General features: G+C 72.0%; 22 protein-coding genes. 10 read left to right on the top strand and 12 right to left on the bottom strand.

Features of this window, described 5'->3' with window-relative positions:
• Positions 1-27 precede the first annotated feature (27 nt).
• Positions 28-831 carry an endo alpha-1,4 polygalactosaminidase gene (locus tag BR85_RS02170; RefSeq protein WP_036272136.1) on the top strand — a complete coding sequence of 268 codons (804 nt, stop codon included), beginning with the start codon at positions 28-30 and terminating at the stop codon, positions 829-831.
• Positions 832-899: 68 nt separating this feature from the next.
• A complete protein-coding gene (locus tag BR85_RS14810) occupies positions 900-2,273 on the top strand; it encodes an HNH endonuclease signature motif containing protein (RefSeq protein ID WP_051526117.1) in 1,374 nt (457 codons plus the stop codon).
• A 76-nt stretch (positions 2,274-2,349) separates the two neighbouring features.
• On the opposite strand, the gene poxB is transcribed toward BR85_RS14810, so the two are convergent.
• From poxB to BR85_RS02130, 7 genes are all read right to left on the bottom strand, one after another.
• On the bottom strand, positions 2,350-4,080 hold the full coding sequence (poxB, locus tag BR85_RS02160) for a ubiquinone-dependent pyruvate dehydrogenase (protein WP_028495038.1): 1,731 nt from the start codon (positions 4,078-4,080) through the stop codon (positions 2,350-2,352).
• A gap of 76 nt (positions 4,081-4,156) precedes the next feature.
• Positions 4,157-7,573 (bottom strand): error-prone DNA polymerase, encoded by a 3,417-nt coding sequence (locus BR85_RS02155; protein WP_028495037.1) that lies wholly within the window; start codon positions 7,571-7,573, stop codon positions 4,157-4,159.
• Positions 7,573-9,102: a DNA polymerase Y family protein gene (locus tag BR85_RS02150; RefSeq protein ID WP_028495036.1), complete on the bottom strand. Its 1,530-nt coding sequence runs from the start codon at positions 9,100-9,102 to the stop codon at positions 7,573-7,575. Before BR85_RS02150 ends, BR85_RS02155 begins: the two co-directional genes overlap by 1 nt.
• Before the next feature lies 1 nt (position 9,103).
• Positions 9,104-9,820, bottom strand: coding sequence for a hypothetical protein (locus BR85_RS02145; protein ID WP_051526223.1), 717 nt, complete (start codon positions 9,818-9,820; stop codon positions 9,104-9,106).
• A gap of 118 nt (positions 9,821-9,938) precedes the next feature.
• A complete protein-coding gene (locus BR85_RS02140; RefSeq protein WP_028495034.1) occupies positions 9,939-10,436 on the bottom strand; it encodes an HNH endonuclease in 498 nt (165 codons plus the stop codon).
• A gap of 305 nt (positions 10,437-10,741) precedes the next feature.
• Complete coding sequence (locus tag BR85_RS02135; RefSeq protein WP_231478548.1) at positions 10,742-11,590, bottom strand: M23 family metallopeptidase; 849 nt, start codon at positions 11,588-11,590, stop codon at positions 10,742-10,744.
• Positions 11,591-11,892: 302 nt separating this feature from the next.
• Positions 11,893-12,615 carry an iron-dependent transcriptional repressor DtxR gene (locus tag BR85_RS02130; RefSeq protein WP_028495032.1) on the bottom strand — a complete coding sequence of 241 codons (723 nt, stop codon included), beginning with the start codon at positions 12,613-12,615 and terminating at the stop codon, positions 11,893-11,895.
• A gap of 98 nt (positions 12,616-12,713) precedes the next feature.
• Between BR85_RS02130 and serC the strand changes: the two genes are divergently transcribed.
• Entirely contained in the window at positions 12,714-13,832 is a 1,119-nt protein-coding gene (gene serC / locus BR85_RS02125) for a phosphoserine transaminase (RefSeq protein ID WP_028495031.1), read from the top strand.
• 206 nt (positions 13,833-14,038) lie between these two features.
• On the opposite strand, the gene BR85_RS02120 is transcribed toward serC, so the two are convergent.
• The 3 genes from BR85_RS02120 to BR85_RS02110 form a co-directional block, all read right to left on the bottom strand.
• On the bottom strand, positions 14,039-14,626 hold the full coding sequence (locus BR85_RS02120) for a dihydrofolate reductase family protein (protein ID WP_028495030.1): 588 nt from the start codon (positions 14,624-14,626) through the stop codon (positions 14,039-14,041).
• Between the two features lie 68 nt (positions 14,627-14,694).
• Positions 14,695-15,261, bottom strand: coding sequence for a DUF3027 domain-containing protein (locus BR85_RS02115; RefSeq protein WP_028495029.1), 567 nt, complete (start codon positions 15,259-15,261; stop codon positions 14,695-14,697).
• Positions 15,245-15,628: a cold-shock protein gene (locus tag BR85_RS02110; protein ID WP_028495028.1), complete on the bottom strand. Its 384-nt coding sequence runs from the start codon at positions 15,626-15,628 to the stop codon at positions 15,245-15,247. The genes BR85_RS02115 and BR85_RS02110 overlap by 17 nt, the downstream gene beginning before the upstream one ends.
• Positions 15,629-15,730: 102 nt before the next feature.
• On the opposite strand from BR85_RS02110, the gene BR85_RS02105 reads away from it, so the two are divergent.
• The 3 genes from BR85_RS02105 to BR85_RS02095 are packed head-to-tail and all read left to right on the top strand — an operon-like array spanning position 15,731 to position 19,402.
• Complete coding sequence (locus BR85_RS02105; RefSeq protein WP_028495027.1) at positions 15,731-15,997, top strand: hypothetical protein; 267 nt, start codon at positions 15,731-15,733, stop codon at positions 15,995-15,997.
• Between the two features lies 1 nt (position 15,998).
• On the top strand, positions 15,999-17,708 hold the full coding sequence (locus BR85_RS02100) for a helicase-associated domain-containing protein (protein ID WP_028495026.1): 1,710 nt from the start codon (positions 15,999-16,001) through the stop codon (positions 17,706-17,708).
• 50 nt (positions 17,709-17,758) lie between these two features.
• On the top strand, positions 17,759-19,402 hold the full coding sequence (locus tag BR85_RS02095) for a DNA repair helicase XPB (protein WP_028495025.1): 1,644 nt from the start codon (positions 17,759-17,761) through the stop codon (positions 19,400-19,402).
• A gap of 212 nt (positions 19,403-19,614) precedes the next feature.
• On the opposite strand, the gene BR85_RS02090 is transcribed toward BR85_RS02095, so the two are convergent.
• Both BR85_RS02090 and BR85_RS02085 read right to left on the bottom strand, forming a co-directional pair.
• Positions 19,615-20,649 carry a CPBP family intramembrane glutamic endopeptidase gene (locus tag BR85_RS02090; RefSeq protein ID WP_051526116.1) on the bottom strand — a complete coding sequence of 345 codons (1,035 nt, stop codon included), beginning with the start codon at positions 20,647-20,649 and terminating at the stop codon, positions 19,615-19,617.
• A gap of 43 nt (positions 20,650-20,692) precedes the next feature.
• Positions 20,693-21,607 (bottom strand): alpha/beta fold hydrolase, encoded by a 915-nt coding sequence (locus tag BR85_RS02085; RefSeq protein WP_051526115.1) that lies wholly within the window; start codon positions 21,605-21,607, stop codon positions 20,693-20,695.
• A gap of 73 nt (positions 21,608-21,680) precedes the next feature.
• Here BR85_RS02085 and BR85_RS02080 point away from each other — a divergent pair, with 73 nt between their 5' ends.
• From BR85_RS02080 to BR85_RS02065, 4 genes are all read left to right on the top strand, one after another.
• Positions 21,681-22,232: a TetR/AcrR family transcriptional regulator gene (locus tag BR85_RS02080; protein WP_028495023.1), complete on the top strand. Its 552-nt coding sequence runs from the start codon at positions 21,681-21,683 to the stop codon at positions 22,230-22,232.
• Positions 22,233-22,289: 57 nt separating this feature from the next.
• Positions 22,290-22,982 carry a response regulator transcription factor gene (locus tag BR85_RS02075; RefSeq protein ID WP_028495022.1) on the top strand — a complete coding sequence of 231 codons (693 nt, stop codon included), beginning with the start codon at positions 22,290-22,292 and terminating at the stop codon, positions 22,980-22,982.
• Between the two features lie 145 nt (positions 22,983-23,127).
• Positions 23,128-24,750 carry a sensor histidine kinase gene (locus tag BR85_RS02070; protein ID WP_051526222.1) on the top strand — a complete coding sequence of 541 codons (1,623 nt, stop codon included), beginning with the start codon at positions 23,128-23,130 and terminating at the stop codon, positions 24,748-24,750.
• A gap of 122 nt (positions 24,751-24,872) precedes the next feature.
• Positions 24,873-25,160 (top strand): WXG100 family type VII secretion target, encoded by a 288-nt coding sequence (locus BR85_RS02065; RefSeq protein ID WP_028495020.1) that lies wholly within the window; start codon positions 24,873-24,875, stop codon positions 25,158-25,160.
• Positions 25,161-25,251 lie beyond the last annotated feature (91 nt).

Raw genomic sequence — 25,251 nt, 5'->3', positions numbered from 1 at the left:
ATGGCACGCGTGCGATAGCGTCAGCGCATGGCTCCTCGTGGCATCCGTGTCGCCCTCACCGGCGCGGTCGCGGCTGTCCTGGCCGTGGTGCTCCTGACCGGCTGCACACCTTCGACGCCGGCGCCGCCGCCCGTGGGCGCCGCCTTCGACTATCAGCTGGGGGGCGCCTACGACCTCGATTCGGGGGTCGACGTCGTCGTGCGCGATCGCACCGCCCCGCCGGTCGCGGCCTACTCGATCTGCTACATCAACGCGTTCCAGACGCAGCCGGGCGAGCGCGGCGACTGGCCGGACGAGCTCCTCCTGCGGGATGCCTCGCGAGAGGTCGTGATCGATCCGGACTGGCCGGACGAGGCCCTCGTCGACACCTCCGACGCCGAGGCCGTCCTCGCGGTCGTGAGCCCGTGGATCCGCGGCTGCGCGGACGACGGATTCGACGCCGTCGAATTCGACAACCTCGACAGCTACGCGCGTTCGGGTGGACTGTTGACACGCGTGGATGCCATCGTGCTCGCGCGACGCCTCGTCGACGTCGCGCACGCCGCGGGGCTCGCGGCGGCACAGAAGAACGCCGCCGAGGACGCGGCGGTTCTGCACTCGTCGTCGCACTTCGACTTCGCGATCGCCGAGCAGTGCGCGGCCTTCCGCGAGTGCGAGGCGTACACCGACGTGTACGGGGATGACGTGCTCGACGTGGAGTACGCCGATGGGCTCGACGTGCCGTTCCGCGTCGTGTGCACGTTCCGCGAGCGGCCCCGCGCGATGATCCTCCGCGACCGACAGCTCGTCACCCCGGACGATCCGGCGTACGTGTACGAGCGCTGTCGCTGAGCGGGTTCTCAGGGGCTGGGATGTCGTCACGATGTCCCAATGTCGGAGGCCCTCCCTAGCATCTACTTATGGAGCTTTCGACGAACGGCGACGGGACGCAGGACCTCTGGTCCGACCCCGCGCTCGTCGATGCCTATCTCGAAATGCGCTTCCGTGAGTACGACGATCGGCTGACCTGGGGTGAGGCTGACGTCGAACCGCCGCCCCTTCCGCCGGCATCCCCGGAAGACGAACTCCGCGAAGCAGAGAACGCTGTCCGCGCGAGCCGCCTCCTCGCGGCGGCTCAGGACGAGATGTTCCACGGCGTGCTCCTGCGCGCGGCTGCCGACACGGTCCCCTGGCTAGGCCCCGACCCCACGCTCGACCCTGCATGGATTCCTCCGCGCGGTGCGAGCATCGCCGCGGTCCGCGCCCGGCGGCGCAGCCTCGCCGTACGGTCGGCGGCCGCCGACCTCAGCCTCCGGCTCCACGTGTCCGAGAATCACGTGCGCACCCGCGCGCATCGCGCCGAGGTGCTGCAGCGGCGGTGCCCGGCCGTCTGGGCCGCGTACCGCGCCGGTTCCGTCCCGGAGCAGAACGCGGCGACGATCGGCGAGCTCGCCGCGAGCCTTCCGGACGACCCGGAAACGTGGCAGGCGTTCGACGAGGGCGTCGCCGGGCCTGCGCAGGAACTCAGCCCCGGTCGCCTCCGCCGACGCGCGCGGGCGCTGCGCGAGCGCGTCCACCCCGAGTCGATCGATGAGCGCCACGCGCGCGCCGCCGAGGATCGCGCGGCCTGGTTCGACTACGACGTCGACGGCATGGGGACGATCCTCGTCTCGGCGCCGGCCGCGAAGGTCAAGGCGATCGAGGAGCGCGTCGAGGACAATGCACGACACCTCGCCGCGCAGCCGGACGAGCACCGCACGCTCCCGCAGCTGCGCGCCGACGTCGCCTGCGACCTGCTGCTGACCGGCGACCTCGGCCTCGGCGTCACCTCGACGGTCCGGGTCACCGTGCCGGTCATGACGCTGCTCGGCCACTCCGATGAGCCTGCGACCCTCGACGGTGTCGGTCCCATCGATCGCGACACCGCCCGCCGCCTCGCCGGGGGTGCGACGAGCTGGATCCGCGTGCTCACCGACCCGATCTCGGGCACCGTGCTGTCCGTCGACCGCACGACCCGCCGCGTCCCGCGCGACCTGCAGCGCCTCCTCGGCGTCCTCTACCCGACGTGCACCTTCCCGGGGTGCCTCCGCCCCGCGCATCGCTGCGACATCGACCATCGCACCCGCTGGACCGACGGTGGCGCCACCTCCGCGGACAATCTCGGGCCGCTCTGCCCGCATCATCATCCCCTCAAGGATGAGACGCGCTGGTCGGTGGTGCTGAACCGCACCGGCACCCTCACATGGACGAGCCCGACGGGCGTCGTCACCGACACGGACCCGCCGCCGTTCTGAGCGGGCCGACTCACGTCACCCACCGAGCGGCCCCGCAGCACTCCTCGTAGGATCCCCGGCACGCCGCCCCCCGCCCCTACTTGAAGATCCGCCGCCACACGTTCGTGTCCGCGAGGTCGAGCAGCTCGTCACCCCGCCCGGACAGCACCGTCTTGAGCGCCCACATCGTGAAGCCCTTCGCCTGCGCGAGCGTGATGGCCGGCGGGATCGACAGCTCCTCGCGCGCCGTGACGACGTCGATCAGCACGGGGCCACCGCTCGCGAACGCGGCCTCGAGCGCGGGCCGCAGCTCCGTCCCCTTCTCCACGCGGATGCCGGTGATCCCCATGGCCTGCGCGACGTCCGCGAAGTTCGGGTTCTTCAGCTCGGTGCCGAACGTGACGATCCCGGCGGCCTTCATCTCCAGCTCGATGAAGTTCAGCGACGAGTTGTTGAACACGACGACGACCACAGGCAGGTCGTTCTGCCGGGCCGAGAGCAGGTCTCCGAGCAGCATCGTCAGCCCGCCGTCACCGGCGAGCGCGATGACCTGCCGGTCGCGGTCGGCCGCCTTCGCGCCGAGCGCCTGCGGCATCGCGTTCGCCATCGATCCGTGCACGAACGATCCGAGCAGCCGTCTCCCCCGCGTCATCGTGAGGTACCTGGCCGCCCAGATCACCGGGCTGCCGACATCCGCCGTGAACACGGCATCCTCGGCGGCCATCTCATCGATCATGCGCGTCACGTACTGCGGGTGCAGCGGCGTCTTGCGGTCGTCGACCGCGAGGTCGTCGAGCTGACGCCGCGTCTTCGCGTAGTGGTCGACGCTGTCCTTCAGATGCTTGCCACTGCGCCCCGACGCGACGAGCGGCAGCAGCGCCAGCGCGGTCTCGCGGACGCCGCCGACGATGCCGACGTCGATGGGCGTGCGCTTGCCGAGCTGCTCGCCGCGGATGTCGACCTGCACGATCTGCGCCTTCTCCGGGAAGAACTGCCGGTACGGGAAGTCGGTGCCGAGCATGAGCAGCGCGTCGCACTTCTCCATCGCCCGGTAGCCCGACGCGAAGCCGAGGAGTCCCGTCATCCCGACGTCGTACGGGTTCTCCCACTCGATGTGCTCCTTGCCGCGCAGGGCATGCACGATCGGCGCCTGCAGCGCCTCGGCGAGCGCGATCACCTCATCGTGCGCGTCGGCGACGCCCGCCCCGGCGAGGATCGTCACCTTCTTCGCCCCGTTGAGCACGTCGGCGGCGGCGCGCAGCTCGGACTCCACCGGGACGACCTCGCTGAGCGCGCGGCGGATCGGCGCGGTCGGACGGCGGTCGGGGGCGTCCTGGAAGAACAGGTCACCGGGCACCGTGACGACCGCGACGCCGCGCTTCTCCACGGCGGAGCGCATCGCGATCTCCAGCACCCACGGCAGCTGCGCGGGGTCGCCGACGAGCTCGGAGTACACGCTGCACTCCCGGAACAGCTCCTGCGGGTGCGTCTCCTGGAAGTACGAGCCGCCGATCTCCGCCGACGGGATGTGCGACGCGATCGCCAGCACGGGCACCCGGTTGCGGTTCGCGTCGAACAGCCCATTGATGAAGTGCAGGTTGCCGGGGCCGCTGGAGCCGGCGACGACGGCGAGCTCGCCGGTCAGCTCCGCGTCCGCACCCGCGGCGAACGCGGCGGCCTCCTCGTGCCGCATGTGCAGCCATTCGATGCGTCCGTCCTTGCGCAGCGCATCCGTGAAGGCATTGAGCGAGTCGCCCGCGAGCCCCCAGATGCGCGTCACTCCTGCCCGGACGAGGGTGTCGATGAAGAACTCCGCGACGTTGGCCATGGGCGCCACGGTACGCCGCGGGCGGCGGCACCCCCAGCCCCTTGCGGGAGCGGCCGGGACGTGACAGGAGCGTCTCCTAGCGGAAGTCCCGCGAGCGGTGCTGCACCCCGACGCGGAGGTCTTCGAAGCGGTCGGCCAGCAGGTTCGTCACCCCCTCCGTCGAGCGTTCCAGGATGCCGCGGGCGATGAGCGCGGGGCTGTCGCGCAGCACCCGCCGGTAGCGGTTCCACACCCCGGTCGAGCAGATGACGTTGACGAGCCCGTGCTCGTCCTCGAGGTTGAGGAACGTGACCCCGGATGCCGTCGCCGGCCGCTGCCGGTGCGTCACGAGCCCGGCGACCTCGATGCGCCGGCCGCTCTCGTGCGAGCGCAGCTCCCCGGAGGTGAGCACCCCGCGCGCGTCGAGCTGGGAGCGGTAGTGCGTCATCGGGTGGTCGTCGGTGGAGATGCCGGTCGCCCACAGGTCCGCGGCGAGGGTCTCGTAGCTCGTCGGATCGGCGAACAGCGGCGGCTGCACCGACACGAGCGAGCCCGGCAGGAACTCGATGCGGTCCTGCGCGGCATCCCCCGCCAGCCAGATGCCTTCCCGCCGCGTGATGCCGAGGCACTCGAACGCCCCCGCCGTCGCGAGCGCCTCCAGCTGCGCCGTGTTCGCGCCCGTCCGGCGCACAAGGTCGCGGAGGTCGCGGTAGGGGCCGCGCGCGTCCCGCTCCGTCACGATCCGCTCCGCTAGGCGCGCGCCGATGCCCGTGACGGCGGCAAGGCCCAGCCGCACGGCGAACGCCCCGTCGCGGCGGTGCGCGGCGGACTCGTCCGGCGCGTGGATGTCGAAGTCGCCGACGGGCGGCTGCAGCCGCTCCGCGCACGCGTCGCGGCCCGTCGGGGATCGCCGCAGCTCCGCGCCGGCCGGAGCGTCCTCGACCGGCTCGAGCCCCGCATCCACACCGGAGCGCAGCAGGTCGGGGCGGCGCACCTCCACGCCGTGCCGGCGCGCGTCGGCGACGAGGGTCGCGGGCGAGTAGAACCCCATCGGCTGGGCGCGCAGGAGCCCGGCGAGGAAGACGCCCGGGTAATGCAGCTTGAGCCACGACGACGCGTACACGAGCAGCCCGAACGACAGCGAGTGGCTCTCCGCGAACCCGAAGTTCGCGAACGCCTGGATCTTCGTATAGATGTCGTCGGCGATCTCGCCGACGAGCCCGTTCTCCGCCATCCCGGCGTACAGCTTCCGCTTGAGCGAGTCGATGCGCTCGATGCCGCGCTTGGAGCCCATCGCGCGGCGCAGCAGATCGGCATCCTCCCCTGTCAGCCCGCCGACCGCCATGCCCATCTGCATGAGCTGCTCCTGGAAGACGGGGATGCCGAGGGTGCGCTCCAGCGCCGGCCGGAGCTTCTCGTGCGCGTACGTGACCTCCTCGCGCCCGAGCTTCCGCCGCACGTACGGGTGCACGGCGCCGCCCTGGATGGGCCCGGGGCGGACGAGCGCGATCTCGATCACGAGGTCGTAGAACCGGCGCGGCTGCAGGCGCGGCAGCAGCCCCATCTGCGCGCGCGACTCCACCTGGAACACCCCGATCGAGTCCGCCCGGCACAGCATGTCGTAGACGGCCTGCTCCTCCTTCGGCATCGTCGCGAGCTCCCACCGCTCCCCCGTGGCGTCCTCGATCATGTCGAAGCAGTACTGCAGCGCCGCGAGCATCCCGAGCCCCAGCAGGTCGAACTTCACCAGGCCCATCCACGCGGCGTCGTCCTTGTCCCACTGGATGACGGTGCGGTCCGCCATGCGCGCGTGCTCGATCGGGACGACCTCGCCGACGGGCCGGTCGGTGAGCACCATCCCGCCGGAGTGGATGCCGAGGTGCCGCGGCGCCTTCAGCAGCTCGGACGCGTAGGCGATGACGCGGTCGGGGATGTCGTGGTCGGGCCCGGACTCGAGCATCGCCCCCCACCGCTCGACCTGCTTCGACCACGCATCCTGCTGCCCCGGGGAGTGCCCGAGCGCCTTCGCCATGTCGCGGACGGCGTTCTTCGGCCGGTACTGGATGACGTTCGCTACCTGCGCGGCCCGCTCCCGCCCGTATGTGGCGTACACCCACTGGATGATCTCCTCCCGGCGGTCGGAGTCGAAGTCCACGTCGATGTCGGGCTCCTCGTCGCGCAGCGCCGAGAGGAACCGCTCGAACGGCAGCTGGTAGAAGATCGAGTCGATCGCCGTGATGTCCAGCAGGTAGCAGACGGCGCTGTTGGCCGCCGAGCCGCGACCCTGGCACAGGATGCCGCGGCGCCGCGCCTCCTGCACGATCCCGTAGACGATGAGGAAGTACCCCGGGAAGTCCTTCTGCTCGATGACGGCGAGCTCCCGCTCGATGCGCGCCCGGTCCTTCTCCGGCAGGTCGGGGTACTTGCGCGGCACCGCGTCCCACACGAGCTTCCGCAGCCACGTCATGGGCGTGTGCCCGTCGGGGACCGGCAGCTTCGGCAGGGCGGGCTTCGCACGCCGCAGCGGAAAGGCCAGCTCGTCGGCGAGCTCGACGGTGCGGGCGACGGCGCCCGGGTAGCGGCGGAACCGCCGCGCCATCTCCGCCCCGGAGCGCAGGTGCGCGCCGGCGTGCGAGGGCAGCCACCCGTCGAGCTCGTCGAGCCCCCGGTTCGCGCGGACGGCGGCGACGGCCGCGGCCAGCTGCACCTTCTCCGGCACGGCGTAGTGCACGTTGTTGCTCGCGAGGATCGGCAACCCCCGCTCCCGGGCGAGCGCGGCCAGCAGGTCGTTGTCGCGGGAGTCGGTGGGGTTCCCGTGGTCGATGAGCTCGACGTTGACGGCATCCGGCCCGAACAGCGCGACGAGCCGGTCGAGTTCCTCGGCGGCCGCGGCGGGTCCGCCGGCGGCGAGCGCCTGCCGGACCGTGCCCTTCCGGCATCCGGTGAGGATCGCCCAGTGCTCCCCGCCCTGCGCGGCCAGCTCGTTGAGGTCGTAGACGGGCCGGCCCTTCTCCTGCCCGGCGAGCTGGGCGTGGGTGATCGCGGCGGCGAGCCGGTGATAGCCCTCCTCCCCGCGGGCGAGGACGAGCAGGTGAGACCCGGCCGGGTCGGGCTCGCCGTTCTGCGGCTTCGGGAGGTCGAGCGAGAGCTCCGCCCCGAACACCGTCTTCACCGCGAGGTGCTCGGCGGCCTCGGCGAAGCGGACGATGCCGTAGAACCCGTCGTGGTCGGTCACAGCGAGCGCGTGCAGGCCGAGCCGCTCGGCCTCCTCGGCGAGCTCCTCCGGCGAGGACGCGCCGTCGAGGAACGAAAACGAGGAGTGCGCGTGCAGCTCGGCGTACGGGAACGCGGCGTCGGGGCGCTCGATGGGTGGCGGCGCGTACTTCCCGCGCTTGCGCGACCAGGCGGGGCTGTCGCCGCCGTCCGCGTTCGTGGGAGTGCCCTCGGGGCGGCGCCGGTCGCTGAGGACCCGCTCCATCTCCGACCACGGCACGGCGGGGTTGTGGAAGCCCATCAGTCGTACAGCCCTTCGGCGTGCCAGACGCCCTCCTCGCATACCAACAGCCACGCGGTCTGCGTCATGTCGACGACCTGGAAGCGGTGCGCGCGCCGCGCCCGCGCATCCCACCCCCGTTCGATGACCGGCCAGGGGCCCGCCCACGTCCCGATCGCGCGGGACCTGCCGCCCGCGACGAGGGCGGCAGGGGATGCCGTGAGCTCGCCCCGCCCGTCGACGGCCACCATGTCGCCGTCGGCGTCGACCACGGCGACGGGCACCTGCTCGGCGAACACCGTCGCCGGCAGCGGATCGGGCAGGCTCCCCGGCCACGGCCGGTCGCGGGTCTGCGTGCCGACGGGCCGGTCGCCCCACGGCACGAGCATCTGCCGCTCCGCCAGCCACCGCCCGCCGCCCACGGCCGGCATGAGCACGCCCCGATGCCCGAGCATCGCCTGCACGCGGGACAGGGCGTGGTGCACGCGCTCCTCCGGGCCGGAGCCGAACAGGGTCGCGGTGTGGTGCGCGGCGGCGTCGACCCCCTCCGGGTCGATCCGCACCCGCGCGACGGGACTGCGCAGCCCCTGTTCGGCGAGCTGCCAGCGCACCCGGTCCACGACGGCGGCCGCGTCGAAGGCTCCGGGATGCAGCCACACCCGGTCGCTGCGGTCGCCCCGGTCGCCGGTGAGCACGACCCGCAGCTCCGTGCAGACGAGATCGACGGCCCCGAGCCCCGCGATGAACTCCTCCGCCGCGATGCGCATGCCGAACGCGACCTGCTCGGCGAGCTCCAGCGGCGGCTCGAAGGAGACCTCGCGGTGCAGCTCCGGCGGCGGGGTGCGCGGCGTCACGGGGCGGGAATCCGATCCGGCGGCCAGCGCGTGCAGCCGCGCCCCGCGCGGCCCGAACCGCTCGACGAGACGCTCCGGCGCCATCTCCGCCACCTGCCCGAGGGTCCGCACCCCGAGCCGCGCGAAGAGGTCGACGACGTCGTCCTCCAGCGCCGTCACCGGCAGCGGAGCGAGGAACGCGGCGGACTCCCCCGGCGGCACGATCCGCAGCGGATCCTCCGGGCGCGTCCCGGCACGCGCGGCCTGCTCGGCGGTGAACGGCCCGTCGGCGATGCCGGCGCGCACATCGGCCAGCCCCGCGTCGGCGAGTGCGCCGACGAGCACCGTCGCGGCCGCCGCCTCCCCGCCGTAGAAGCGGGCAGGACCCCGGGCGCGGAGGGCGCAGAGCCCCGGCTGCAGCAGCTGCACGCCCGGCGCGAGCTCCTCGAGCCGGGCGATGAGCGGTGCGAACGCGCGGTGGTCGCGCGTCTCGTCGGCCTCGACCACGAGGAGGTGCGGGCAGCGCGCCTGCGCGTCACGCCGGCGCTGCCCGCGCCGGACGCCCTCGGCGCGGGCCGCCGCCGAGCACGCCGCGACGGCGCCCTTCGCGAACACCGCGATCGGCAGGTCGGGGTCGGGTGGATCGTCGCCGTCGCGGGTGAGGGCGACGACGGGCCAGTCCGGCACCCACACGATGAGGCTGCGGAGGGGCTCCATCTCAGCCCACCGCCCGCATCGGCATCGGCATCGGCGCCGGCGTCCAGGTCGGCGCCGACTCCGGGCGTCTCCGGTCGTCCCGCATCGGCGCGACCGTGCCGTCCGGCGCGGGGAGCAGCATCCGCTCGGAACGGGGCGTCGGGAACCGGCGGCTGGAGACGGTCACGGTCAGCTCGCGCGCCGACAGCATCCCGTACCCGTCGCCGAGACCCGACCAGCGCGGCTCGGCGACGTCGATCATCGCCTCGGTCTGCGGCCACGGCCCCTGCACGAGCAGTACCGACCCGCGCTCCCGCATGCGGGCGGCGAGGCGGGAGATGTCAGCATCCTTCGCCCGCGCGGGCGGGCGCACCACGACGAGCGGGAGCACTTCGGCGATCGTCGCCGTCACGACCATCCAGCGCTGCCCCGGATCGGGGATCAGCACGAGACGCGACAGGTCGACGCCGACCTTCTCGGCCGCCTCGGCCCCGAACCCGGGCACGCCCACGACCCCGCACCACGACCCGGCCTGCGAGGGCTGGGCGAGCAGCGCGAACAGCAGCGACATCGACGAGCCCAGCGAATACGATGACCCGGGCCGCAGCCCGCGCCCCGGCAGCAGCCCCGCCAGCGCCGGATGCGTCGGCAGCACGGGCGCGTCCATGCGGCGCCCCTGCACCTTCTCCAGCTGGGCGCGCAGTCGCTGCACCTCCTGCACCGCAGCCGCATTCCGCACGATCGTCCTCACTTCAACAGCTTAGAACCTATGTTCTAGCTCCTCAATGCTGTCTTCGAAGATACGGACGACCTCCGACATCGGCATCCGTGCGGAGAATGCCGGCCGAATCGGGCGGTCAGGCGGCGAGCGCCAGGTACGGCTCCCAGACCGGGTCGCCGCGTTCGGTGCCGCGGACCGTCCACTGCGCGCCGCGCGGCGGCTGCGGGATGATGCGCAGCTGCCAGCCCATCTCCTGCGGCGTGCGGTTGCCCTTGGCGTTGTTGCACCGGAGGCAGCAGGCGACGAGGTTCTCCCAGGAGTCCGCCCCGCCACGCGAGCGCGGCAGCACGTGGTCGATGGTCGTGGCGCTCTTCGCGCAGTACCCGCAGCGGTGCCCGTCACGGCGCAGCACGCCGCGCCGCGTCACGGGGACGCGCCGGGCGCCGGGCACGCGCACGTATCTGGTCAGCAGGATCACCGCCGGTCGGTCGTAGGAGGAGCGGGTCCCCCAGACGGGATCACCGTCCACCCGTTCGATCACGGTCGCCTTGTCGTTCATCACGAGCACGAGGGCTCGTTTGAACGACACGACGGCCAGCGGTTCATATCCTGCGTTCAGCACCAGGGTGCGCATGCGGTGTCCTCTCGAACGGCCGTGACGGCTTCAGCGGTTGTTCGTTGCGGCGATCACGTTCCCCGAGGAGAGTGCAGGCACGAAAAAAGGCGCTGTCACGAAGACAGCGCCTTGCTCCCACGACGGATGTCGCGGCATTCGTGCACACGATGACGAAGGACATAGCGACCTAGCGCATTCACGGTTCGAATGCGGGGTACTGCGTCCATCGGCTCCCCCTCGGCTCACGCGAGCGTCGGGATCAGGGTAATACAGCCTGGGGACACCGGGCCCGAAACGCCCGAGGGAATCCTCGTGTCGCGAGATCAGCCGGCGTTGGCGGCGAGGAAGCCCTCGGCGTTGACCCAGGAGCCGCCGACGTAGATCTCGAGGTGCAGGTGGGTGCCGAAGGCACGTCCGGTGTCGCTGACCTGACCGATCAGCTGCCCGGCCGACACGGTCTCGCCGACCGTGACGCGCCGCGTGCCGTAGCCCATGTGGGCGTACAGCGACGTGACGGTGCGGCCGCCGATGTTGTGCGCGATCTTGACGTACACACCCCAGCCCGGGCCGCTCTCGCTGGAGGCGACGACGACGCCGTCGGCGATCGCGTAGATCGGGGTGCCGCGGGCGACCATGTAGTCGGTGCCCTTGTGGCCGGCGTACGGGGTGCCGAAGTTGTCGAAGTGCGGCAGGGGACGCACGACCGATCCCGCGGCGGCGATCGACGCCGGGACGTCCATGCTCATGGAGGAGCTGCTCGAACTCCTGCTGCTGGCGACGGAGGCGGCGGCCAGACGGGCGGCGAGCGCCTTCTTGGCGGCTTCCTCGGCCTTCGTCTTGTTGATCTCCTCGGGCGTCGTGGCGGAGTATCCGCCGCGTGCGAGGGCCTCCGGGGTCGCCTCGGAGGCGACGACCAGGTTCTGCGCGTTCTCCGCGGCGACCTGCTGCAGCGTCACGGCTTCGGCGGTCGCGCCGCGGGATGCGGCGAAGGCGGGGATCGCGACGGTGGCGACGAGACCGGCGACGGCGGTGACCGTCAGCAGGCTGCGAACGGGGTGCACGGTGCGCGTGCGGGGACGAGAACGTGCGGATGCCGTGGCGACGGCGGTGCTGCGCGCTTCCGGCGCGAGCGGAGTCTGAGAAGCGGAGCGACGCGCCAGCAGACGGCGCACGCGGTCCCGCTTCAGGGGACTCGTCTCGTCGGTTTCGGGTGATTCCGACGACGAATCGATCTGTTCAGCCAAAAGTTCCTCCGGCGCCTCCGCGTTCGCACGCTGGCTCGTCGGTGATCAGTGTCAGGCACAGATGTACGGGTGTCACCACGCGAACGACGAGCCGGAGAGGCAATTCGTGCGGCGGTCCTGTGGCGGGCTTCTCGCCGTTGGACTTTTCGAGGCTACCGGAAGGTAACGAATATGTCACGCAGGAGGGGTGGTGCAGATCAGGTTCCCCGGTGACTGCCAGATTCGGGCGGTCAGACCGACTCGACGGCGAGGCGCTCCCGTGCGTCCACCAGGAAGATGTGGGATGCCACTTCGACGGGCAGCTCGAGGCCTTCCTCGTTGCCGTCCATCTGGACGAGGACGTAGCCCTCGCTGAACCGGTACTCCCCCGACGCGCCCGGGACGACGCCCGCGGCGCGCAGCTGGATGAGCAGCTCCGGGTCGACCTGCACGGGCTCGGCGAGCCGCCGCACCGTGCCGACGATGGGTCCGCCGACCTGCTCCAGCAGCCGCACGAGTCCGACGACGCCCTCGTCGAACGTGCGCGCCGGCATGTCGCCGAGCTGGTCGAGGCCCGGGATCGGGTTGCCGTACGGCGATTCGGTGGGGTGGTCGAGCAGTTCGATGAGGCGCCGCTCGACGAGCTCGCTCATGACGTGCTCCCAGCGGCACGCCTCCTCGTGCACGTACGCCCAGTCCAGGCCGATGACATCGCTGAGGAGGCGCTCCGCGAGGCGGTGCTTGCGCATGACGTCGACGGCCTTCTGCCGACCGGCGCCGGTGAGCTCGAGCCGGCGGTCCTCCGACACGACGACGAGCCCATCGCGCTCCATGCGCCCGATCGTCTGCGACACGGTGGGTCCGGAGTGGCCGAGCCGCTCGGAGATGCGGGCGCGGAGGGGGATGATCCCCTCCTCCTCGAGCTCGAGGATGGTGCGCAGGTACATCTCGGTGGTGTCGATCAAGTCGGTCATTCGGTGCCTTCGTGCGCGTCGGGACAGTCCCCGCCAGCCTATCGGCTCGGGGCGTAACGGGGACGGAGAGGGGCCTGCGCCGGATCTAGACTCAAGGCATGGCCCACGTGACGCTGCCTCGCGAGATTCTGCCCGCCGACGGACGATTCGGCTGCGGCCCGTCCAAGATCCGCGAGGAGCAGATGGCCTCGCTCGCCGGCCCCGGCGCCGTGTTGATGGGCACCTCGCACCGCCAGAGCGCCGTGAAGAGCCTCGTCGGCCAGGTCCGCGCCGGTCTCTCCGACCTGCTCCGCCTGCCGGAGGGCTACGAGATCATCCTCGGCAACGGTGGCTCCACCGCGTTCTGGGATGCCGCCGCGTTCGGTCTCATCGACAAGCGCGCGCAGAACCTCGTGTTCGGCGAGTTCGGCGGCAAGTTCGCCGCCGCCGCCGGCGCCCCGTGGCTCGAGACGCCCGACGTCCGCAAGGCGGAGCCCGGCACGAGCACGACGGCGGAGGCCGTGGAGGGCGTCGACGTCTACGCGTGGCCGCACAACGAGACCTCGACGGGTGTCGCCACCGAGGTCACCCGCGTGCACGGCGACGAGGGCGCGCTGACCGTCATCGACGCGACGAGCGCCGCCGGGGGCATCAACCTGCGCGTGTCGGAGAGCGACGTCTACTACTTCGCGCCGCAGAAGAACCTCGGGTCCGACGGCGGCCTCTGGTTCGCCGCGGTCTCCCCGGCCGCGATCGAGCGCATCGAGCGCATCGCGGCATCCGGTCGCTACATCCCCGAGTTCCTGAGCCTGAAGAACGCGGTCGACAACTCGCGCCTCAACCAGACGCTCAACACGCCCGCCGTCGCGACGCTGCACCTGCTGGACAAGCAGCTCGAGTGGATCAACGGCAACGGCGGCCTCGGCTGGGCGAGCGAGCGCACCGCGGAATCCTCCGGCGCCCTCTACGACTGGGCCGAGGCCTCGAGCTTCGCGACGCCGTTCGTCGCGAACCCGGCCGACCGCTCCCCCGTCGTCGTGACGATCGACTTCGACGACTCGGTCGATGCGGCCGCGGTCGCCAAGAGCCTGCGCGCCAACGGCATCCTCGACACGGAGCCGTATCGCAAGCTCGGCCGCAACCAGCTGCGCATCGCGACGTTCGTCTCGATCGAGCCCGACGACGTGCGCCGGCTCATCCAGTGCATCGACTACACCGTGGAGCACCTGGCCGACTGAGCCGCGGCCCGGCGCCGGCGCGCGTCGCGCGTCGCGCCCGGCGCGACCCGACTGCGTACTCACGGCGCCCAGAGCGCGTCTCGCGGCGCCGAGAAACCACATCCGGCATGACACACACGCCCTGGCGTGGTTTCTCACGCTGGATGTGGTTTCTCACGCAGGTGCCCGACCACGGGCACCGGTCGCACACGCCCTGGCGTGGTTTCTCACGCGGGATGCGGTTCCTCGGCCGCAACGCGGGCGGGCCGGTAGCGCTGGAGGACCGCGCCGGAGCGGAACTCACGGCGCTCCACCGGCTCGAGCCGGATGCGCTCGCGCAGGCCCGCGAGCAACCTCGGGCCGTGCCCGGCGATGACCGGCTGGACGACGAACTCGTACTCGTCGATCAGGCCCAGGTCGGCCAGCGCGAGGGGCAGCGTGACGCCGCCCACCCATAGTCCCTCGCCGGATCCCTGCTTGAGGCGCTCCACGGCGGGCCCCAGGTCGCCGCGGACGAGCTCGGCGTTCCAGTCGACAGTGCTCAGCGTGCTCGACACGACGTACTTCTTCGCCCGGTGGATCGCCTCCGCGAACGGGATCTCCCACTCCTCCATCCAGTCCGGCCACACCCCGCCGGCCGGCTTCCGCCAGGCGGACTGCATCATCTCGTAGGTCACCCGGCCGTAGAGAAGGGCGTCGGCGCGCTCCATCAGGGCCGTCCAGTGCCCCATCGACTCCTCGTCGGGAGGCAGGCCCGCCTCATGGTGGCAGCAGCCGTCGAGCGTGACGTTGATCGAGTAGCGAAGCGGTCTCATCTCGCCGATCCCCCTTGATGCGGGCCAGGATCGGACAACCCTAGCCGCGCGGGGAGCGGAGCGGGAGGTCAGTCCTCGTCTTCGTCGTCCTCGTCGGCGTCGTCCTCGTCGGCGTCGTCCTCGTCGTCCGCATCCTCGTCGAGCACGTCGATGTCGACGCCGTCGACGTCGCCGGCGTGCAGGATGGGCGACCCGTCCTCGTCGAAGTCCGCGGCATCCATGTCGTCGAGGTCGCCGAGCGCGTCGTCGTCGTCGTCCGCATCCTCATCGGCGTCGCCGTCAGCGGACTCGCCCGCAGCCTCGGCGAGCGCCGCCTGCGCGGCCTGGTAGTCGGCGAGACGCTCCGCCCACGGGGTCCACTCGGGCGCCAGCAGCGCGCCGTCGCCGGGAAGCAGTTCGACCTCGAGCACCGTGGGCTCCGCGCCATCGACGACGGCGAGGCTCACGGTCCAGAACCAGCCCGGGTACCCCCCGAGGCGGTTGTGGAACCGCAGCGAGACGACCCCGCCCTCCTCCAGCGTGTAACCGGCGGCATCGCCGACGGTGGCCGGTGCCGTGATCTCGTACAGCGCCGCGCGAGCGAGATCGTGCGCGCTCAGGAGCCGCTCGTCGGCGGGCTCAGGCGTCGAGGTCATCGGCGACCTTCCGCAGCACGGCTGCGATCTTGCGTCCGTGCGACGGGGTCGGGTAACGGCCGTGGCGGAGGTCGCCGCCGATCCCGTCGAGCAGCTTGACGAGGTCTTCGACGATGATCGCCATGTCGTCGGCGGGCTTCCGGTTGCGCTTGGCGAGGCTGACCGGCGCCTCGAGCACCCGCACCGCGAGAGCCTGCAGCCCGCGCTTGCCGTCGGCCACACCGAAGTCGAGTCGGGTGCCCTGCTTCAGAGTCGTGACCCCGGCGGGCAGCGCCGTGGCGTGCAGGAAGACGTCCTGGCCGTCATCGGTCGTGATGAAGCCGAACCCCTTCTCCTCGTCGTAGAACCTGACCTTGCCGGTGGGCATCTCAACCTCGCTCTCGCCCGCATGCGGGCGCAGTCCAACCGGGACCGTTCAGCCCCGCCCTCCAGCCTACGACACCGGCCGCGACCCAGTAGGCTGGAACGGATGAGCACACCACACTCCGGCGAGGATCTGCCGGTTCGCCGGATCGATCGCATCCTCGCGTTCATGTCCCTGGGGCTGCTCGTGCTGTCCATCCTGTGCTTCCTCGCGATCATCATAGGCACGACAGCCGGCGCCGACTTCGGCGCCGGTCTCTGGCCGGCCCTCGGCACGATCGTCTACATCGCGCCGATCCTGGCCTTCGTGCTGCTCGTGGCGGTGCTCGTGATGACCTTCGTCAGAAGGGCGCGGGCCAACAAGGGCTCCTGACGTGGCCGCCACGGATGCCCGAGTCCTCGCGAGCACGCTCGCGGCACTCGCGGACGAGCCCTTGCGGCGGATCCTGGCCGAACGGCGCGTGCCGCCGGCCACCGCCTGGGCCGATTACTACGACATGGCCGAGGCGCTCCTCGACCCGGTCCTGCTCGGCCGCGGGATCGCCGCGCTGTCCCGCACCGACGCGGCCACCCTGCAGCGGGCGCTGGATGACGGCACGCCGGTGCCGCCCGGCCCGCACCGCGACGACCTGACCGCGCGGGGCTTCCTCGACGACGACGGGATGCCGTTCCGCGGCCTCCGCGACGGCTGGCCGGGCCTCGAGCCCGCTGTCTCCCTCGACACCGCTCCGGCCGCCGGGGACTCGGCCGAGCAGGCCGCGGAGCGCGCGTTCGCGGCATCCACGTCCCTCGCCGACATCCTGCAGCTGAGTCTCGCGGCGCCCCTGAACCGGATCGGCTCCGGGGCGCTGGGTGCCGGAGACCGCCGGCGGCTCGTCGATTCCGGCGCCGCGAACGACGGGGAGGAGGCCGACGAGCTCATCGCGATCGCGGAGCATGCCGGGCTCATCGCCCCGAGCGACCGGCAGTGGCTCGTCACCGCCGCGGGCGTCGAGTGGCTCGCGACCGGCACCGTCCCGCGCTGGGCGAGCATCGCCCGGGCGCTGCGCGACACACTCCCCGCCGCGCTGCGCGACGAAGACGGCGGCTGGATCCCGCTCGCGCACTGGCCCGGCGCCTACCCGTTCGACACGACCTGGCCGCTGCGCGCCGCCCGCAGCCGGCGGATGCTCGAGCGCTGGGCGATGGTCGACGGCTCCGGCACGACGCCCCCGTGGGCCGCGGGCCTCGCCCGCGGCGGCGACGCCGATCACGCCGCGCTGCAGGCGCTCCTCCCGCCCGAGGTCGACCGCGTCTACCTGCAGAACGACCTCACCGCCATCTCCCCCGGCCCGCTCGCGCCGCACCTCGACATGCGGCTGCGCACGATGGCCCGCCGCGAATCCCGCGCACAGGCGTCGACCTACCGCTTCACGGCGGAGTCGCTGAGCTCCGCGCTGACCGCCGGCGAGAGCGCCGAGTCGCTGCGCGCCTTCCTCGAGGAGCTCTCGCTCACGGGGCTGCCGCAGCCGCTCGCGTACGAGATCGAGCGCAGCGCCGCCCGGCACGGCACCATCCAGGTCGGTCCGGATGCCACCGGCCGCACCCGCGTCACGAGCCACGACCGCGCGCTCCTGCGCGCCGTGGCCGTCGACCAGGCGCTCCGCCCCCTCGGGCTCTACCTCGACGGCGAGGTGCTGATCAGCCGGAGCCTCCCCGAGACGGCGTTCTGGATGCTGGCCGACGCCCGCTACCCCGTCGTTTCCGTCGACGTCGACGGAAACCCCCGCGCCCTCGACCGGCACCGCCTGGCGGCGGAGCCGGACGGCCTGCCCGCCGACCCCTACGCGGGTCTCCTGGCCCGCCTGCGCGGGGCGAACAGCGACGACTCGGATGCCGCCTGGCTCGGCCGCGAACTGGAGCAGGCCGTCCGCTCCCATTCCATCGTCACGATCGTCGTGCGCCTGCCGGACGGCTCGGACCGGGAGATCACGATGGAGGCCACCGGGCTCGGCGGCGGCCGCCTCCGCGGTCGCGACCGCGCCGCCGACGTCGAGCGGACCCTGCCCGTCTCGAGCATCGTCAGCGTCCGCCCCGGTGCCTGACGGCGCCCGCACCGGCCCGCGCCCCGGCCGCTCCGGTAGAATCGTCCGTTATGGCTGACGGCCCCCTCATCGTGCAGAGCGACCGGACGGTGCTGCTCGAAGTGGCGCACCCCCACGCCGAAGACGCGCGCCACGAGCTCGCGGTCTTCGCGGAGCTGGAGCGCGCCCCCGAGCACATCCACACCTACCGGATCACGCGGCTCGGGCTGTGGAACGCCCGCGCCGCCGGTCACGACGCCGAGGACATGCTCGCGACCCTCGACCGCTGGTCGCGCTTCCCGGTGCCGCCGTCGGTGTCCATCGACATCCGCGAGACCGTCGGTCGGTACGGCCGGCTCACGATCGAGCGCGACGACGAGGGCACCCTCATACTCAAGTCGACGGATGCCGCGGTGCTCTCCGAGGTGGCCCGCAACAAGCGCATCCAGCCGCTGCTGATCGGGCAGCCGGCCGCCGGCGTCTACGTCATCGACGCGTGGGCTCGCGGGCACATCAAGCAGGAGCTGCTGAAGATCGGGTGGCCGGCCGAGGACCACGCCGGGTACACGCCCGGCACGCCGCACGAGATCGACCTGCACGAGGACGGCTGGACGCTGCGCCCCTACCAGCGCAAGGCCGTCGACACGTTCAGCGCCGACGGGTCGGGCGTCGTCGTGCTCCCCTGCGGCGCCGGCAAGACGCTCGTCGGCGCGGCGGCGATGGCCGACACGAAGACGACGACCCTCATCCTCGTGACCAACACGGTGAGCGCGCGGCAGTGGCGCGACGAGCTGCTCAAGCGCACGTCGCTGACCCCCGAGGAGATCGGCGAGTACTCCGGTCAGTCCAAGGAGGTCAAGCCGGTCACGATCGCGACCTACCAGATCCTCACCGCGAAGCGGAAGGGCGAGTACGCCCACCTGGCGCTGCTGGACGCCCTGGACTGGGGCCTCATCGTCTACGACGAGGTGCACCTGCTGCCGGCGCCCGTGTTCAAGCTCACGGCCGACCTGCAGGCGCGGCGCCGGCTGGGCCTGACCGCGACGCTCGTGCGCGAGGACGGCCGGGAGGGCGACGTGTTCAGCCTCATCGGCCCGAAGCGGTTCGACGCCCCGTGGAAGGAGATCGAGTCGCAGGGCTTCATTTCCCCCGCCGTCTGCTACGAAGTGCGCATCGATCTCCCGGCATCCGATCGCCTGGAGTACGCCGCCGCCGCCGACGAGGACCGCTACCGTCTCGCCGCGACGGCGCACGCGAAGATCGGCGTCGTCCGCGACCTCGTCACGCGGCACGCCGGCGAACAGATCCTCGTCATCGGGCAGTACCTCGACCAGATCGACATCCTCGCCGAAGCCTTGGACGCCCCGTCGATCACCGGCGCCACGCCCGTCGACGAGCGCGAGGTGCTGTACGCCGCGTTCCGTGAGGGCCGCATCCCGCTCCTGGTCGTCTCCAAGGTCGCGAACTTCTCGATCGACCTGCCCGAGGCATCCGTCGCGATCCAGGTCTCCGGATCGTTCGGCTCACGCCAGGAGGAGGCCCAGCGCCTCGGCCGGCTGCTGCGCCCGAAGACGTCGGGGCACACCGCGAGCTTCTACACGCTCATCGCGCGCGACACCGTCGACCAGGACTACGCGCAGAATCGCCAGCGCTTCCTCGCCGAGCAGGGCTACAGCTACACGATCCTCGACGCCGACCAGCTCGCCGCCGCCTAGGGCGGGCGGCCGGGAACCGCGACGCGGTCCGGTCGGCCCGGCGTCCCGGCGTCCCGATGTCACACCTCGCGCGGGTGCCTACGCAATGCACCCGCGGCTTCTGTGACACGCGGTGCACGGATGTCACAGCGGATGCGGGTGCGCGCGGCGAACCCCGCAGGTTCTGTGACACGCCAAGCGCAGTGGGTCGGGCGGGGCCGCGGGTGCGCTGATCAGCCCTGCGCGAGACCCTGGCCCTGCGCCGGCGCGGCCGCGGACGCGGGCGCCGCAGGCGGAGTCAGCACGAGCGTGCGGCCGAGCGTCGCACGGCGGAACATCCACTCCACCGCGCCGGTATACGCGGCGATCACGACCAGCGACCAGAAGAAGCTCGCGAGGCCGGGCGACGAGTCATTGACGTCGCCGAGCCCGGCGAGGGCGAGCAGGAACGCGAGCAGGTTGTTCACGACGTGCAGCGCGATGGCGGCCTCGAGCCCCCCGGTCCGCCACGTGAGCCAGCCCGCGGCGATCGCGAAGATCGCCACGCTCGCCTGTCCCAGCGGGTCGTAGAGGTGACCGAGGACGAAGAGCGGCACCGGCAGCAGGATCGCGAACGCCGGATGCCGCAGCCACCGGCCGATGGCCTGCTGCAGGTAGCCGCGGAAGACGTACTCCTCCGCCGCGGCCTGCAGCGGGATGAACAGCAGCAGCACGGCGAGCGTGATCCACAGCTGCGGGTTCCGATCCGGCGGCACGACGCCGGAGGAATCCACGGCCTCGGCGGGCAGGAGCGCCGACACGGCGGTGAGTGCCAGCGAGACGGCCAGCGCGACGGCGCCGCACAGCAGCATCCACCGCCAGCGCAGCCGACCCGCGGCGGAGGAGACGAGTCCCACCCGCCGGCCGTTGACGATGAGGGATGCCAGCACGTACGCCGGCAGCATGAGCACGATGGTGCCGAGGGTGAGGGCGATGAGGAACGGGTCGGTCAGATCGAAGGCGATGCCCTGGCCGAGGGTCAGGATGCGCTCGGCGAACGCCGGGTCGGCGAGGGACACCGCGATGAGGGCGACGAGCACGATGCCCAGGAGCGCCGCGTAGAACGCGATGCCGAGGATGCCGACGACGAGCGGCGTCCACCAGGCGCTCCGTCGCCGCGCGAACACGAGCCGGTGGAACGCGAGCCCGCCGGTGAGTGCATCGGCGGGAAGGGGGGCGGGCGCGGGGAGCGGGCGGAGAGCCGGCGGCGCGGGGGTGGGCGTCGTCATGGCTCCATCTTCGCCGATCCGCGCCGGCGAGCGGCGAACCTCGTCAGCGCTCCCCGCCCTCGCGCCGGAACCAGTCCAGGGCGAGATCCGCGACGGCATCCGGGGCGTCGTCCGTCACGAAGTGAGCCGCGTGCGGGATGAAGGCCAGTTCGAAGCGGTCCGCACAGCGGTCGTGGTCGCGGCACATGCCGCGCACAACCGACTCGGTGAACGGCCAGTCGTGATCGCCGAACGCGACGAGGGTCGGCGGCTGCAGCCGCATCCGCTTGTAGTGCGGCCCCATGAGCCAGGCGATCTCGGGAGTGATCATCCCGAGCAGGACCTTGCGGGTCGCGCGCGCCACCTCCGGACGCGCTGCCACGCGCAGGTAGGCGTCCAGCGTCTCGGCGGTCATCGGCCGGACGAGGTACGGCGACACGAACAGCCACGACAACGACCGCCGATGCCCACCCCACAGCATCCGCGGGTAGTGCCGGAAGGCCGGCATCATCCGCGGCGTGAACCGCATGAACCCGGGCGGGACCGAGAGCTGCACGAGGGTGCGCACCCGCTCCGGGTGCGCGTAGGCGAGGTGCATGCCGGTCAGGGCGCCCAGGTCGTGCGAGACCACATGGGGGCGATCCACCCCGAGCACCTCGAACAGGGCGAGGAGGTCGTGCATCCGCGTCTCGTGGCGGATCTGCGGATCGTCGGCCTCCGTCCAGCCGGCCCCCCGAAGATCCGGGCAGATCACCCGGTACCCCTGCGCCGCGATCGCCGGGGCCACGTCGCGCCATTGCCACCAGTGCTCAGGGAAGCCGTGCAGGAGGACGACGGGCGGTCCCTCCCCGACCGTGGCGACGTGGGTGCGGAGCCCCGGCGTCTCGACGATCGTGTGGGCGAAGCCCGGCGCAGCGGGCAGCGGCGGGCTCCAGATCCTGGTGTCGGCGGCCGGCTCGCCGGTGTGTGGCGTGTCCATCCGACGACGATACTACGTTCGTAGTGCCGTGTCACTACTTTCGTAGTACCCGGACCGGCCGTAGGGTCGGATCGTGACCGACACCCGCAGCCGCGCCCTCGACGCAGCCGTCGCCCTGGTCGGCGAGCAGGGCATCCGCGCCCTCACGCACGCGCGCGTCGACGAGCGCGCCGGGCTCCCCAAGGGATCGACCTCGAACTGGTTCCGCACGCGGCATGCGCTCGTCGCCGGTGTCACCGCCTGGATCGCGGAGAGGGAGCGCGCCGACTTCGCCGCCGCTTCCGGCGACGCGCCGCGCGACGCGGACGAGCTGATCGACGCGTTCTGCGCGATGGTCGCGGCGGAGACCGGGCCGTTCGCATCCCGCAGCCGGGCGCGGTACGCGATGTTCCTCGAGGGGGCGGCCGACCCGGAGCTGCTCGCCCCGCTGCTGGCGCAGCGTGCGGCGTTCGAAGTGTGGATGCGGGCGCTCCTGGCCGGCATCGGGATCACACCGGACCACGACGCCACACGGGCGACCATGGCGGGGCTGGAGGGCCTCGTCCTGCACCGCCTGACGGTGGATCCGCACGCCGAGATCCGCCCCGTCGTCACCCGTATCGTGCGGGGCGCCGGGGTCCGCTGAGCCTGGCGAACCGCCGATATCCAGCACACACATGAGATCCGGTGCCAGGATGGGGCTATGACCGCAGCGCGCATCCTCGTCGTGGACGACGAGCCGAACATCCGGGACCTGCTGGTGACGAGCCTCCGCTTCGCCGGCTATCAGGTCCGCGCCGTCGCCAATGGGGCGCAGACGATCTCCGCCGTCCTGGAGGAGGAACCCGACCTCATCATCCTCGACGTCATGCTCCCGGACATGAACGGGTTCAGCGTGACCAAGCGGCTCCGCGGCGCCGGATACACCGCGCCCATCCTCTTCCTCACCGCGAAGGACGAGACCGAGGACAAGATCGAGGGTCTCAACGCCGGCGGCGACGACTACGTCACGAAGCCGTTCAGCCTCGACGAGATCGTCGCCCGCATCGAGGCGATCCTCCGCCGGACGATGCAGGCCGACGAGGAGTCCACCATCCGCGCCGGCGAGCTGACGATGGACCAGGACACCCACGACGTCCTCGTCGGCGACGTGTCGATCGACCTGTCCCCCACCGAGTTCAAGCTGCTGCGCTACCTGATGCTGAACCCGAACCGGGTGCTCAGCAAGGCGCAGATCCTCGACCATGTCTGGGAGTACGACTTCAACGGGGACGCCGGGATCGTGGAGAGCTACATCTCCTACCTGCGCCGCAAGATCGACCCGTACTCGTCCGAGCCGCTCATTCAGACCAAGCGCGGATTCGGCTACATGCTGAAGGCCGGCAAGACCTCGTAGGACCCGGGAGGCCCGGGTGGCCGCGCAGGAGAAGAGGACCGACCGGGTCACCGCGTGGTGGCGCGGCATCAGCCTGCGCGCCAAGGTCACCGGCGTCACCGTCGCCGTCCTGACGATCGGGCTGTTCGCGTCCGGCATCGGGACGATGATCTTCCTCCGAAACGCCCAGGTCGCCGAGCGCGACCAGTCGCTGAGCCAGACCGTCACGACGGACCTCGCCAGCAGCCTGCTCGACGTCGAGGTGGTCGACGGCGTCGCGCGGTTCGAGCGGCGCGACGCGTCGACGCTCAGCCCCTTCTTCATCGCCGTGTACGGCGCCGACGGCACCCTGCTCGCCACCGACGGGCCGTCTAGTGCCGTCTGGCCGGACTTCCCGGAGACCGTCGCGCTCGACGAGCCCCTCATGCGCGGCACGGCGCCCTTCGAGCTGACCTCCGAGGCGGGCACCGCGACCTTCCACGCGAGCGTCGACACGCTGCAGATCGCCGGCGCCCGCGAGCTCAACGTGCAGCTGCTCGCCCTGCCGCTGGCCCCGGTCAATCAGACGGTCGCGAACTTCATCGGCATCTATACGGCGCTCGCGATCCTCACGATCCTGCTCGGGGCCCTCACGACGCGCCTCCTCGTGACCTTGACCTTCCGCGGTCTCGGGCAGGTGGAGGCGACGGCCATGTCGATCGCGGCGGGCGACTTCACGCAGCGGATGACGGACATCACGCCCCGCACGGAGGTCGGTCGGCTGAAGACCGCGATCAATGCGATGCTCGACCGGGTCGATCAGGCCCTCGGGCAGCGGGACGCCTCCGTGCAGCAGATGCGCCGCTTCATCGGCGACGCCAGCCATGAGCTGCGGACGCCGCTCGTCACGGTCCGCGGCTACGCCGAGCTGTACCGGATGGGGGCGATCTCGGGGCCGGAGCAGACCGCCCAGTCGATGGAGCGCATCGAGAAGGAGGCGATCCGGATGGGCGTGCTCGTCGAGGACCTCCTCGCACTCGCGCGACTGGACGAGCGTCGCGACCTCGTCGTGACCGCCGTGGATCTCCGCCCCATCGCGCAGGATGCCGTGCTGGACGCCCGCGTGACCGCCCCGGAGCGGGAGGTCACCTTCGTCGATACGACGGCCCTGCCGGAGCGTGAGACCAAGGATGCCGTGCCGGCGCGCCCGCCAGCCGGCGGGCCGGCGGGTGCGGCGCGGCGGCCGAACGCCGCCCGGACGGGCGCGCCGTTCTCCCTGCTCCGCCGGCGACCCCGGCCAGGCAGCGCGGCCGAGCCGGCGGGATCCGGCGCGGCGCTCAGTGAGCCCACCCCCCTGCCGGACGCCCGCGACGACGTCGCGCCCGTCGTGCTGGGCGATGAGAACCGCATCCGCCAGGTCGTCGCGAACCTGCTGGGCAACGCCCGCCGCTACACCCCGCCCGGGTCGCCGATCGAGATCGCGGTCGGCCTCGATGCCCGTGACGGCATGGGATGGATCGCCGTGTGCGACCACGGCGAAGGAATCCCGGAGCAGATCCGCGACAAGATCTTCCAGCGCTTCTGGCGCGCCGACACGTCCCGCACGCGCGAGACCGGCGGCTCCGGGCTGGGCCTGTCGATCGTCGCCTCGATCGTCGACGCGCTGCACGGCTCGATCGCCGTCACCGAGACGCCCGGCGGCGGGGCGACCTTCCGCGTGTCCCTTCCCCTGGCCCAGGAGCGGAACCCGCAGGAGCACCTGCTCATCGAGACGCAGCCGCTGCCCCGGGTGCGTCCCGCCGAGCAGTAGCGGCCGGGGCCTCCTCCCCAGCCGGGCGTCCCCACGGCCCCGTCCCCCGGCATCCGCGCGCGTGCCCATGGGTCGATGCGCGTGCGTACCGTGGCGGGCATCACCCCGTGAAGGAGCTCACCATGGCCGTCTTCTCCGTCGACAGCGACGCCGTCCTCACCGCCACCTCCGCCGTCCGTGCCACGAGCGACCGCCTGCAGGGCGAGACGGCGGCCATGCTCGCCCAGCTCACTCAGCTGCAGGGATCGTGGACGGGTGCCGCCTCCGTCGCCTTCCAGGGGGTCGTGGAACGCTGGCGCGCCGCACAGCGCGACCTCGACGCCGCCCTCACCGACATCAACGCCGCCCTGACCTCGGCGGGCACGCAGTACGCGCAGACCGAGTCCGCGGCAGCGGGCCTCTTCCGGTGAGCTGACCGGTGACCGGTGACCGGTGACCCCGTCACGCAACGACGAAGGGCCCCGACCGGAGTCGGGGCCCTTCGCTGGATCAGTCGCTGGG

This window comes from Microbacterium sp. UNCCL10, assembly GCF_000746195.1.
GTDB classification, from domain to species: Bacteria; Actinomycetota; Actinomycetes; order Actinomycetales; family Microbacteriaceae; genus Microbacterium; species Microbacterium saccharophilum.
Note: the sequence above shows the minus strand (reverse complement) of the source record. Positions and strands in the feature narration are given on the sequence as shown.